At 39.1% G+C, this 12,454-nt stretch carries 11 protein-coding genes and 1 pseudogene; 6 read left to right on the top strand and 6 right to left on the bottom strand.

Features of this window, described 5'->3' with window-relative positions; all coding sequences use genetic code 11:
- Positions 1 to 44: 44 nt before the first annotated feature.
- From PDT38_RS06370 to PDT38_RS06355, 4 genes are all read right to left on the bottom strand, one after another.
- Positions 45 to 1,151, bottom strand: coding sequence for an acetyl-CoA C-acyltransferase (locus PDT38_RS06370; RefSeq protein ID WP_270799850.1), 1,107 nt, complete (start codon positions 1,149 to 1,151; stop codon positions 45 to 47).
- Between the two features lie 3 nt (positions 1,152 to 1,154).
- Positions 1,155 to 2,585 carry an AMP-binding protein gene (locus PDT38_RS06365; protein WP_270799849.1) on the bottom strand — a complete coding sequence of 477 codons (1,431 nt, stop codon included), beginning with the start codon at positions 2,583 to 2,585 and terminating at the stop codon, positions 1,155 to 1,157.
- Between the two features lie 13 nt (positions 2,586 to 2,598).
- The gene (locus tag PDT38_RS06360) at positions 2,599 to 3,135 is read right to left on the bottom strand and encodes a biotin transporter BioY (protein WP_270799848.1); all 537 of its coding nucleotides are present in this window, start codon (positions 3,133 to 3,135) and stop codon (positions 2,599 to 2,601) included.
- Between the two features lie 148 nt (positions 3,136 to 3,283).
- Positions 3,284 to 4,813: an FAD-dependent oxidoreductase gene (locus tag PDT38_RS06355; protein WP_270799846.1), complete on the bottom strand. Its 1,530-nt coding sequence runs from the start codon at positions 4,811 to 4,813 to the stop codon at positions 3,284 to 3,286.
- 115 nt (positions 4,814 to 4,928) lie between these two features.
- Between PDT38_RS06355 and PDT38_RS06350 the strand changes: the two genes are divergently transcribed.
- Positions 4,929 to 5,786 carry an SDR family oxidoreductase gene (locus tag PDT38_RS06350; protein WP_270799837.1) on the top strand — a complete coding sequence of 286 codons (858 nt, stop codon included), beginning with the start codon at positions 4,929 to 4,931 and terminating at the stop codon, positions 5,784 to 5,786.
- A gap of 26 nt (positions 5,787 to 5,812) precedes the next feature.
- Here PDT38_RS06350 and PDT38_RS06345 read toward each other — a convergent pair whose 3' ends face one another.
- Positions 5,813 to 6,043, bottom strand: a complete 231-nt coding sequence (locus PDT38_RS06345) for an IDEAL domain-containing protein (protein ID WP_270799836.1) — start codon at positions 6,041 to 6,043, stop codon at positions 5,813 to 5,815.
- 271 nt (positions 6,044 to 6,314) lie between these two features.
- Between PDT38_RS06345 and PDT38_RS06340 the strand changes: the two genes are divergently transcribed.
- The 3 genes from PDT38_RS06340 (at position 6,315) to lepB (ending at position 8,177) form a co-directional block, all read left to right on the top strand.
- Entirely contained in the window at positions 6,315 to 6,896 is a 582-nt protein-coding gene (locus tag PDT38_RS06340) for a competence protein ComK (protein ID WP_270799834.1), read from the top strand.
- A 144-nt stretch (positions 6,897 to 7,040) separates the two neighbouring features.
- A complete protein-coding gene (locus PDT38_RS06335; RefSeq protein WP_270799833.1) occupies positions 7,041 to 7,652 on the top strand; it encodes a TVP38/TMEM64 family protein in 612 nt (203 codons plus the stop codon).
- Between the two features lie 12 nt (positions 7,653 to 7,664).
- Positions 7,665 to 8,177, top strand: a complete 513-nt coding sequence (gene lepB / locus PDT38_RS06330) for a signal peptidase I (protein ID WP_270799832.1) — start codon at positions 7,665 to 7,667, stop codon at positions 8,175 to 8,177.
- Positions 8,178 to 8,237: 60 nt separating this feature from the next.
- Here lepB and PDT38_RS06325 read toward each other — a convergent pair whose 3' ends face one another.
- On the bottom strand, positions 8,238 to 10,013 hold the full coding sequence (locus PDT38_RS06325) for a S8 family peptidase (RefSeq protein WP_270799831.1): 1,776 nt from the start codon (positions 10,011 to 10,013) through the stop codon (positions 8,238 to 8,240).
- 210 nt (positions 10,014 to 10,223) lie between these two features.
- Here PDT38_RS06325 and PDT38_RS06320 point away from each other — a divergent pair.
- Together PDT38_RS06320 and PDT38_RS06315 are read left to right on the top strand one after the other, a co-directional pair.
- Positions 10,224 to 10,647 (top strand): annotated as a pseudogene (locus tag PDT38_RS06320) (DUF2690 domain-containing protein).
- 279 nt (positions 10,648 to 10,926) lie between these two features.
- Positions 10,927 to 12,015 carry a Rap family tetratricopeptide repeat protein gene (locus PDT38_RS06315; RefSeq protein WP_270799830.1) on the top strand — a complete coding sequence of 363 codons (1,089 nt, stop codon included), beginning with the start codon at positions 10,927 to 10,929 and terminating at the stop codon, positions 12,013 to 12,015.
- The last annotated feature ends 439 nt before the right edge of the window (positions 12,016 to 12,454 follow it).

The following is a 12,454-nucleotide window of genomic DNA, read 5'->3' as shown; positions in this document are numbered from 1 at the left end:
AGATGAATCAATACTTTTGATGATAAAGTCATTATACTAAATATTTAGGCACATGAATCAATCACTTCAAATAATAGAGCTGTTCCGATTCCGCCGCCGCTACCAATCGCAGCGACGACATACTTTAGATCATTCCTTCGTTTTGCTTCATAAAATAAACGTGTGACTAAAATGCTACCAGAAGCACCGTAAGGATGACCGAGTGCCAAGGCTCCTCCGTTGACATTGAGTTTGTGATAAGGAATTCCAAGTTCTTTGGCGCAAGCTACGATTTTAACGGCGAATGCTTCATTTATTTCAAATAGGTCAATATCTTTCACTGAAAGTCCTCGTTTTGTTAACAACTTTTGTATGGCTGGTACCGGAGAAATTTGCGGTACATTTGGATCGACTCCGCTGACCTCGCTGTCAACAAATCGCAAAATAGGCAATAGATCAAGCTCTATGGCTTTTTGTTCTTCCATGACGACGACAGCACATGCTCCGTCGTGAATTCCACAGCTGTTTGCCGCTGTTACGGTCCCTCCTGGCTTTTTGAAAACTGGTCTAGCCTTTGACACGACTTGATCAATCGACTGTCGCATCCGGCTTAAACTTTCGTCTACTGTCCATTTGGAGAACGGGAGTATTTCCTCCTCATCATAACCATTTATATGGGCAGACATGCTTCTTTTATAGCTTAATTTGGCATAGTCATCCTGCATCTTTCGTGAAATATTGTAGATTTCTGCTGTTTTCTCTGCCGCGTCTCCCATATCAGGGTCGCCCCATTCATCAGGTGAAAATCGCGCTCTTTTCGGAAAAGGAGAAAGGCTAGCACTTTCTGTCCCTCCAGCGATATAACAGCTTCCTGCACCAGACTTGACAAAATAACAGGCGGTACGGATTGCTTCCAGACCGGCACTGCATTGCCGGTCTATCGTCATCCCTGTTACAGAAGCTGGGAGACCTGCAGAAAGAGCAGATAAACGTGCGATATTACCGCCAGGGCCCACAACATTCCCAAGTATGACTTCATTCATGTTTTCGCCAAGCGGTCTGGCAAGGAAACGGATAAGGTGAGCAGCCAGTTCATGGGGTTCACTCGTTTTCAACCATCCATTGTGTCTGCCAATAATCGTTCTTTTTGCATTTGTGATCACAGCTTTCATATTTTAACGGCCTTTCAATTGTTGTTTTAGGAGATGCCGAGCGATTTTTCCGCTGGTTGTATGCGGAATCTGCTCGGTGAAATACCATATTCTTGGCGTTTTGTAGTGAGCAAGCTGCCGTTTGCACCAAGCTTTTAGCTCTTTAACGGAAGCTTTTCCTTTAATAACAGCTGCTGCTTTTTCTCCCCAATAATCATCATTCACACCGATGACTGCTACCTCTTCCACATGGGGGTGTGAGGAAAGGACACTTTCAATTTCTTCCGGGTAAATATTAATTCCCCCGTATACAATCATGCTGTTTTCTCTGCCAATTAAATAAAGATATCCATCTTCATCCTTCCAGCCCACATCATGAACTGTCATCCAGTCGTTTTCATCAGGGGAATGGAGGTCAGTCTGTTCTTGTAAATAGCCGCTAAACACCATCGGGCTTTTGACGTAAATTTTCCCAATCTCACCAGGTTTAGCTGACTTTCCTGAACTTGTCCGAATGTCGACTTCTACATGATGAAAGGGAAGTCCGACAGAATCAGGCTTTTTCTCATCATCTTGAGGTGTAGAAACAGAAATGAAGCTTAGCTCTGACGTTCCATAGAAATGATATAAAGAGAGAGAAGGATATTTTTTTCTTAGCTTCTCTTTAGCATGTTTACTCCAATTCGCTCCTGAAGAAATCACTTTGACAGGTTTATCTATCTGTCTGTTTTCAGAACTCAGTGCATTTGTCATAGTCGGCACTGTATAAAGTGTTGTGACAGGTTGCTGTGCAATTGTCTGTTCAAGATCAGTCAGCGAAAATTTTTTCAATAGATCGATTGTTCCGCCCAAAAATAATGTATTCATCGCACCGTATAAAAAATGTGAAAAGAAAAGAGAACCCGGTATGACGACTCTGTCTTCTTTTGATAATTGAAAGTTTCGGCTGCTATTATGAAAGCTCTCAATCCAAGATTGATGTGATCTGCTAAATGCTTTTGGCGAACCTGTGGATCCTGAAGTAAATCCAATATAAAAAGGAAGATCATCATTTACATGTGGCACGGGGTCTAATGGTGTGTTCTCAATTTCGTGCAGGCATGTTTCCAAAAGTATAACATTTGAGTGGCCTGGAAAAGGGTGTTCTGCAATGATGAGATCCGGTTTGCAAAGTGAAAGTCTTTCACTACATTCAGTCAGACTAAAGCGTTGATCAAATGGAATAGCAGTCCAGCCGGCCATCGCTGCACCAGCAAAGAGCTGTAAAAAAGGAACACCGTTTGGCAATGAAAATACAAGTCTTTCATTCATTCTTTTTTTTCGTTTTAGCCAGCTGGCCGTTCGTAAAACAAGTTGATACCATGTTTGATAATCAATGATTTCTGCCTCTGTTTGGATGGCGATTTTTTTTGGATCATGCTCTGCATGAGATTGGTATGTTTCAGTAATCGGCACGTTTATAGTCCTCCTAACCGCGTGTTTGTAATACTTTTCTTAATTTCAGCACAAGATATGCAGCGACTGCGGATTTAAGTAAATCACCGGGGATATAGACGAGACTGAGCACTGTGGCCTTTTTTAAATCAATATGCATAAGAAAAGCTTGAACCGGAATACCTACTGCATATAATAGGAAGATGCCAAATAAAATATGAATGAAAAAAATCGTTCGAAAATGTAAACCTGATCGTTTAGTGACGGTTAGGGCAATGCAAAAGGCTACAACAGGCCAGGCTAATATGTATCCCGCACTTGGACTAACAAACACGCTTAATCCACCCCGGCCTCCTGCTAGAATGGGGATGCCGCTTGCCACAAGCAGCAAAAAGACGATGAGGCTGAGAGCTGCATTTTTTGGTTTATTGATTCCTCCTGCAAGCATGACACCTAATGTCTGCAATGTAATCGGAACCTGTGTAAACGGAAGAGTGAGCGGCGGGACAAAACCGAGAACCGCTATAATGGCTGTACTTAATGAAATAAGCATCATATCTTTTATATTCATATGTGACTGTGATCCTTTCCAGATTTATAAGTGAGATTGTTTTTAAAATATCATTGTCTTTTTTCTTATGTCAACTTTGTTTAAAAATGAATACACAAATCTCATCGATAGATTTGTGTATGTTTGCTAGCTTTGCAAATCGCATGTATCAGCTTTCTGGCTCTTTCAATGGCAGAACTGCTGGCCCTTCGATCACTTCTCCATCGATTGAAAACCTTGAACCGTGGCATGGACAATCCCAAGTTCTTTCTCCATCATTCCACTCGACCTCACAACCCATATGAGTGCAGGTTGTATCAACCAGATGCAGTCTCCCATTTTGATCTCGATAAGCGCCAGTCCGTTTTCCTTTCATTGAAACGACAGCACCTTCATCATTGGCAAGCTCATCCGCTTTGCCGAGTGGTGGTTCAAGTTTTCCTTCAACAAAATGTTTGGCGACATCTGCGTTAAAAGAAATGGCTTTTTTAACACTTGGATTGGTGTGAAAACGAGCTGGTTTAAAAATGTCTTGATAACGATTGTTTTCATTTGTAATGTGGTCCGTCATGATTTGGGCTGCGAGAGTACTTGATGTCATCCCCCATTTCTTAAATCCAGTTGCCACAAGAATTCGTTTTTCATCTTTCCTAATTGGTCCAATATAAGGGATTTTATCAAGGGTCATTAAATCCTGTGTTGACCAACGATATGGGATTTCTTCAACACCAAGCACACTTTCTGCAAATGACTCAAGTGCTTGATAATGCTTCATTGTATCTTTTCCTTGACCTGTCTTATGACTTTCTCCGCCAACAAGAACCATTTTTTCTCCGTTGATCATGACGGAGCGCAGTGAACGGGAAGGCTGATCAATGCTTAAATACATTCCGTCTGGATAGGGGGACTTTGGCTTGATGGCCAGTATATATGATCGGCTTGGTTCAAGCCGTGCAAAGTAAAAACCTTTTTTATCATGGAACGGAAAATGTGTACAGCATAAAACATAGTCGCTAATAATCGTCTGCCCGTTTCTTGTTTTGACTTTTGGATGATCACCAGCTTTTATGTCTTGAGCGGCCGTGTTTTCAAATATTTGACCACCTCTTTGTTGGATCGTTTCTATTAAATGTTTTAGATAATGGAGTGGATGAAATTGTGCTTGGTTTTTCATGACTAATCCAGCTTTTATATCAATTGCGACAGGTAAGTCATGGATCACTTCTCTATCAATTCCTAATTTTTGATAAGCTTCATGCTCTTTTTTTATTTTTTCGACTGAAGCTTCTTCAGTAGTATAGATCACCGCATCCTGTTCTTCAAAATCGCATGAGATGTTTTGGTCTTGAACAAGGTGTTTAATAAATAAAAGCGCCTCTAGATTTGCTTCATAATAAAACCGAGCATTTTCCATCCCAATGTTACTGATCAATTCATCATAAATCAGATCATGTTGGGCAGTAATTTTGGCAGTTGTATGTCCAGTAGTACCATTCATGATACGGTCGGCATCGATCAAAACGACACGATAACCTTTCTGTGTCAGCATATAAGCCGTTGTAATACCTGTTATCCCTCCGCCGATAATCGTGACATCTGTATTTAAATCATTTGTTAAGTTCTGAAATGAGGGAAGATGAGTACTGTCTCTCCAAAATGATTCAGGTGATAGCGGTAGTTTTTGTTGACCCTTCGTCATATGAGTTCCTCCTAGCTGTTCGTCATCCTTAAATTTTCCATTGTGAAAGTATTCATACATAAAAACGGCTTGTCATAAAATAATAAGGTTTAATGGAGATCAAGGAGGAATGGATTTGAGTAAACAACCAAAAAAAGTACTGCCTCCCCAACATCAAACACACCAACCGGGATTGGAGTATTTGATGAATCCTCGTCCTGTTTTTGACAAACCGAAACTGGGCAAAAAATTAGCAGGGAAAACGGCGATCATTACAGGAGGAGATAGTGGTATTGGCAGAGCAGTATCAGTCTTGTTTGCCAAAGAAGGCGCAAATGTAGTCGTTGTCTATTTTAATGAACATATAGATGCAGAAGAAACAAAGACATATGTAGAAAGAGAAGGTACAAAGTGCAAACTGATTGCGGGTGACATTGGAGATGAAGGGTTCAGTGATGAAGTGGTTCGCCAAACAAAAGATACTTTTCCGACGATTGATATTCTCATCAATAATGCTGCTGAGCAACATCCGCAAAACAGCATTCAAAACATCTCAAGCCGACAGTTAATCAGAACGTTTCAAACGAATATGTTTTCAATGTTTTATTTGACAAAGGCAGTACTCCCTCATCTAAAATCCGGAAGTTCGATTATTAATACAACCTCGGTTACAGCGTATGCTGGCAATGAAACATTAATTGATTATTCAGCAACAAAAGGAGCGATTACATCTTTTACACGGTCACTGGCTTTATCACTTGTTGATCAAGGCATTCGAGTAAACGGTGTAGCACCAGGACCGATTTGGACACCGCTGATTCCATCGACATTTACGGAAAAACAAGTCGAAATTTTCGGTTCAACAGTGCCAATGGGGCGTCCAGGGCAACCGGTAGAAGTAGCGCCGAGCTACCTATTTCTTGCAAGTGAAGATTCTTCTTATATGACTGGTCAGATTCTTCATGTTAATGGTGGAAAAATCATTAATGGATAAAAAAGCCAATCCGTTTAGGATTGGCATTATTCGCGTGATTTAAGCGCAATATATTCTTTTGAAAGCTCAAGAAAAGCTTGTTTGTTTCGGCTATCTAATGCTTCATTGATTTTCTCTGTCAAGATGTGCAAACGTCGTTTATATAACGACTCATCAAGGATCATTTGAATATAAATGTCCATTGAGGTGAGATCAGCATCTTTTTGATGGCTGGTGTGGGACTTCATGAGCTCAGTGTACGATTTTTTGTTTTTCATAAAGATTCCCCCTGATACCTTTTTTATAGTATAAGGGTAATGAAACAAGAAATCAATAAGTATTTTTAATTTTTAGATAATTATTTGAACAATCATATTATCTGAGGACAAAAGTCGATAAGATTCGCGGAAAAAACTAAAATTTTTTGGATGAAAAAAAGAAATTTCATTTAAAAAACATTTTTTCAAATAAATTGGAAATAATCCTGTCGTTTTCTAACTGAAAATGTTAGATTAGTAGTATAAATTTACTAATGAGGGAGGATTAATGATGAATCATGCAGGAGATATGGAAAAAGATACTTATGAAGTGAACAGTTCCACAATGGCTGTGCTACCTTTGAATGACGGGGAAAAGCCCGCTTCAAAAGTGCTTGAAACCGACAGGACATTTTTTGTTAAAATGAGGCCTTTTCAAATCATAGATAGGAGCTGTCGTTATTTTGGGTCGAGCTATGCTGGAAGAAAAGCTGGTACATATGAGGTTATCAAAGTTTCACATAAACCGCCAATCATGGTAGATCACTCGAATAACATCTTTCTTTTTCCAACCTTTTCTTCAACAAGACCACAGTGTGGTTGGCTTTCTCATGCGCATATTCATGAATTCCGGGCGGCGAAATTTGACAATACATTTGTCACTTTTGTAAATGGAGATTCATTGGAGTTGCCTGTATCAATCACATCTTTTGAAAACCAAGTATACCGGACAGCATGGCTAAGAACCAAATTTTTGGATCGAATTGAAGGGAGATCATTACAGCAAAAACAGGAATTTATGCTGTATCCAAAAGAAGATCGCAACCAGCTAATCTATGAATTTATTCTCAGGGAATTGAAAAAGCGGTATTAAAGAAGTTTTTTCTTTAAAAAAATCAAAAACATGATTAAAATGGCGAAGATGCTTCAAACTAAAAGGAAATATTTTTTTGTCAGTGATTTAAAGTTTGTCTTTGAACGTGTAAAATAAGGATAGACAATTCCCTGAGGAGAATGAGTGTTGGAGCAATTTTTCAGTTACTTTACAGAAGAAAATGTAGCAGAGTTTTTCCAGAGCTATCGAGCATTTGGTCCTTTTATTGCCATATTGCTTCCATTTATTGAAGCGATCTTGCCATTTTTACCGCTTCTTGTTTTTGTCGTTGCCAATGTCAATTCGTTCGGTTTGTGGCAAGGGTTTCTTTTAACATGGATCGGGGCCTCAGCTGGATCGATTACTGTCTTTCTTTTTATCCGCCATTTTGGCCAACAAAAGTTTTTACAATTTATCCGTACACATCAATCGGTCAAAAAACTAATGGTATGGGTGGAAAAACGCGGTTTCGGACCTTTGTTTCTCCTCCTTTGCTTCCCATTCACACCATCAGCTGCGGTTAATGTTGTTGCAGGACTTTCACGGATTAGTCTGTTGCCGTTTTCCCTTGCAGTGTTATGTGGAAAGTTGGTGATGATTTTTATTGTCAGCTTTATCGGTCATGACCTCAAGGCGTTGGTTACACAGCCTTTACGAACAGCGTTCGTCACTTTTGTGATTTTGATATTGTGGTATGCCGGAAAACGGGTTGAGCATCGTTTAAATGTGAAATTCAGTCAGAGAGAGCATGACTAGGGGGACATAGATGTGAAAAAGCGTTTTTTGGTCATTGCCGGACTGGTTGTCATTATCCTTGGCTTTCAGGTGAAAAATATCGTATTTATTGATTATACAGTTGAAGGTGTCAGTATGAATCCAACGTTTCAGGAAGGAAATAAACTCCTGATCAACCGGTTTGCCCATCACTTTAAGACGGTGAGCAGATTTGATATTGTGCTGTTTAAAGGACCTGAGAAGTCTGTTTATATCAAAAGGGTCATCGGGCTTCCAGGTGAAACGGTCAAATATGAAGATGATCAGCTGTATATTAATGGACGGCCAGTCAAAGAACCTTATTTAGATGATTTGAAATCTGTAACTGCAGGTGATCTGACCGGTGATTTTACATTGAAGGAGATAACGGGAGAGGAGAAAGTTCCTGAAAACCAGTACTTTGTCCTTGGAGATAATCGGATTCATAGCAATGACAGCCGTCATTTTGGCTTTGTTTCAGAAGACGATATCGTTGGAATTGTAACGGAGCGAATTGATAAGAAATGAGTCTTAAACAAAAAACCTTTAAGACCCTCTTTAAAAGAGGTCTTAAAGGTTTTTTTGGTCTTACTTTAATTTAATGGCATTGAGCCGTTTTCTCAACTGTGTTTTGATCGCTGAATGTTTTAGTTTATTTACCGCTGACCGGGCAACATATTTGGTTTTTTTCGTTCTGTTTTTTTCAGCTTGTCTGACTTTGATTTTTGCTATTGTCACTTTTTTATTGTAAGCAAGCGTCACTTTCTTTTTGACTTTGTTGAGCCTACTTTGCAACTTTGATTTATCTTTTCCTCTATGAAGTTGATTGATTGATGTTTGAGCTTTAGAAATGTTTCGGTCACTGCGCTTTTTTTCAGCGTATGAAACAGTCTTTTTTGCATTTTTAAGAAGGATTGATCGGACCATGTTAAGCCGTTTTTGTAACTTTGTCCTAAATGCAGTCTTATAAAGTTCATTGATCGCTTTTTGGGCGGCATCAGCGGTGGTTTTCTTTTTATATTTTTCAGCATGTTTCACTTTAGATGCCGCTACTTTTTTGAGCTGCTCGATCACTCGATCCAGTCTTTTTTTCAGGGCTTGTTTATCAGTGTTTGATGGTAGTAGGTCAACAGCTTTTTTCGCTGTGGTAATGGTGGATTTTCGCTTGTTTTTTTCAGCTTGTTTGACAGCTTTTTCTGCTTTTGCAAATGCCATTACATTATTTTTATAGAGAATCTGTCCATAGCCAAACAGCTGATCACGGCCAGCCAAGCCCAAATCGCTGACATAGTTCCGCATTTTTGTGCGCAGATCAGTATTTCGGCTTGTGGGATACTGCTGTTTTAATAAAGCCAACATTCCAGTCACGTGTGGAGTGGCCTGCGAAGTCCCATCTCCAATTGCATATTGGTGATTTAAGTATGTGCTAATAATCGATGTGCCGGGAGCGGAGAACTCAATGGCAGCACCAGTGTTAGAGAATGACGCTAGACTGTTTTTTTCATTAGTTGCTGATACAGCAATGACACTGTTGTAGGCAGCTGGGTAATTAACAGGTTTTCCGTTTCCATCATTACCACTGGCCGCTACGAGGATAATCCCCTTTTGATAGGCTTTATCTAAGGCATCATGGAGAATTTTGCTATCACTCGTTGTACCAAGACTCATATTGATGATATTGATACCGTGCTGAATCGACCAGTCGATCCCCTTTAAAATACTGATCAGATCTCCCGTTCCTTTCTTATCAAGTGCTTTTACCGCATATAATTGAACGTCTGGTGCAACTCCATCTATTCCATAGCCATTATGTTTAGCCCCAATAATTCCAGCGACATGTGTTCCATGGCCGTTATCATCACGATATGATGAAGTGTAGCCAACCGTTGAGACACCACCAGCAATTGTTAAGTCATCGTGCGGGGAGATTCCACTGTCGATGACAGCGACTTTCGTATTTTTTCCAGTAACTCCTTTAGACCAAGCCAGTTGAACTTGAAGTGGTTTCAAATTCCATTGTTCAAATGAATAACTGTTATCACTTGTTTCGTTTGTGAAAGCTTTAAGAGTTGTTCCATCTAGAGAAGTAAATGAAACATTTTCTTCAACATACAAAACATCTGGATCATCTTCTAACTCCAGGACTGTTTCTTCATCCGCAGTAACAGCAACAGCTGGAATGTTTTTGTACGTTTGTTCAACCGTTTCAGCACTTTCTATGGCGGATTCTTTTCCGTCTTGATTTTTATATACAACAATGATTTCACTGTCGGGTTGTTTTTCGTTTGCCTGACTACGGGGCGGAAAAGTGAAAGTGCTAAAAAATAAAGCAGCAGAAATCAAGATTTTCCAAAAGTTCTTCATACAGTTCTCCTCCTTTGCTAGGCGGTATTTATCATTTATATCGGGAGAATTTCTATTTTTCAAAGAGGAGAATAGGCATAAAAGAGAAAAATCGTAATATGATGAGGATCGATGGTTTGGATGTTTCAGAGGATGACTTGGAAGGGGGATGGAGATGAAGAAAACTTTCGCTAAAGTTTGTGGTGTCTGTGTGATTGTTTTTTATTGCGCATGACGAATGAAATATCGGTACAAGCGGAAAACCATTCATCTGATGGTAAGAGTCCTTACTATCAAAACTGTGCTTCAAGCGGATCAACAAAAGCAACAGTGAGACTCATTAACAGCAGTAATCAACAGTTTGGAATGTTGAGTTTTAAAGTTCAGCAGTGCCTGTAAAACAGTATGGGCTAAAATCACACTGGACAATGCAGTCCCATCAGGCTGGGAGGCAAATGCTTGGATAAAAAGAAACACCGATGACAAGCAGTTGAGCTACAGCGCATCGGGAGGTAATGGAAAAGTCCTGCCAGGACAGAAATCCTGCTATACGCCAATGGTCTATGACCTTGATCCAAGAACATCACCGGTGCTAGTACCTATGCTTATCCAAGATCTTATTAAAGGGTTGTCTCAAAACCTCTTAAAAACATAAAATCTGGTACGGCCTCAAGTATTTTACCAGATTTTTGTGCCCATTTGTGAATGGATTCATACGAGCGACAATTATGGCGCTCGTTTCATTATATTATGGACGAAGGTGACAAACCCAACCTGCGAAGATGAAGGCTTCGGAAGCCAAGGTTTTATTTGACATGACAAAGTATAAGAGAATGATTTTTAAAAATATGAATATAGTACCAATGTTATTCATTAATAAAACTGAAAAAATATAGTATAATAGAATTAGATATAAAAACTGAAAGGAGTCTGTATGAACAAACTTGCTGCAGCGGAAGTAGCCAACAATTTAAACGCTTGGTATCGTGCAATTAGAAGAAATGATACCGAAAAGTCCGTTCATTTATTTGAACAAGTTAAACCGATGCTAGCAGAGATAGAGGAGGAACGAGAAATTTTAACCTACTTTTCTTTGCTGGAGTTAAAACATAAACTAATGCTGTACGAAACGTTAGGGCAAACTATTGAACATCATCAGCTAAGTACTGATCCTAATATGACTTCTTACTATTATTACCTATTTTCAGGTGCTTATGAAGTCTATCAAAACAATTATGAAAAAGCGATTAGCCTTTATAAAATTGCCGAAAAAAAACTTGCTCATGTGCATGATGAAGTCGGAGTTGCTCAATTTCATGATAAAGTAGGGAAATTATATTATTATTTAGGCCAGAATTTAGTTTCACTAAATCATACCCGCCAAGCCTTAGACATCTTTAAAAGTTATCAAGGGCATGATATGAATCTTGTCTCTACATATATTACGATGGCAGGCAATTACACTGAGATGGGGAAATATAGAGAAGCAGAAGCTTATTTAACCGAAGCTCTCAGTAAAGTAAGAGATGCAGGTGATCATTTCAAAGAAATGCAGCTTTTACATAACTTTGGCCTTCTTTACTCGACGATGGACAAACCGGAAAAGAGTCTTCAATATTTGGAGACTGTTTTATCTGATCAAACATATGTTGCTTCAGAATATTATTTTAGTGCTGTTTTCTTGATGATTAAAGAACTGTTTAAATTGGGGGAACACGATCGGGCTATTGCTTTTTATCAAGAAGGGAAGGAAAGATCAAAAGGTTTGCGGAATAAAGTATTTGATGCAAAAATCAATATTTTATACACGACTTATGCAATAGGAGATGAAAAAGCGGTCCAACATAGTAAAGCGGATTTTGAGATCTTGTTCAACTCCAAGCAATACGACAGTGTGCGAGAATTAGCACTATTAGCGGCTAATGTTTACAGGAAGAAGTCTCTTTATAAAGAGGCAGCCTATTTTTTCTTGAAAGCTATTAAAGCAGAAGAAAAAATGAAAAAAGTGGAGGGAATGTTATGAAAAAACGGTTCATAATCACTGTACTGACTGCTGTTGTTTGTTTATCTAGTGAGATGCATATGCTTGAAAAAATGGTTGGGTAATATGTGTGATGCACATCTTTTATAATGAAATATGACTTTCATCGTTATTGGATCTGTTTGTGGGTGTTACGATGAGGTATTCTAAAGCAGTTGGTCATACCATGTAAACTAACTGCTTTTTTGTTTTTTCGAAGAGCTGTCTAACTCGGTATTTTTTGAAGTAGAGCTGATATGTGGCAGAATCTCGAGGTTGATCAAAAGCTGTTATTAAGAAGGTGTGAAGTGAAAAATCGTGAATGGTTGATAAGCGTCATATAAAGGATCGGTTTGAAACCTTGTAAGCTCAGTAGAGTCTGAAAAGCTAACAGCTTTAAACCGTTCGAATCTAAATACGCGAATTGGAGCTGTAATGCAAG

This window comes from Bacillus changyiensis (assembly GCF_027706145.1).
In the GTDB taxonomy this organism is placed as follows: domain Bacteria; phylum Bacillota; class Bacilli; order Bacillales; family Bacillaceae; genus Bacillus; species Bacillus changyiensis.
Note: the sequence above shows the minus strand (reverse complement) of the source record. Positions and strands in the feature narration are given on the sequence as shown.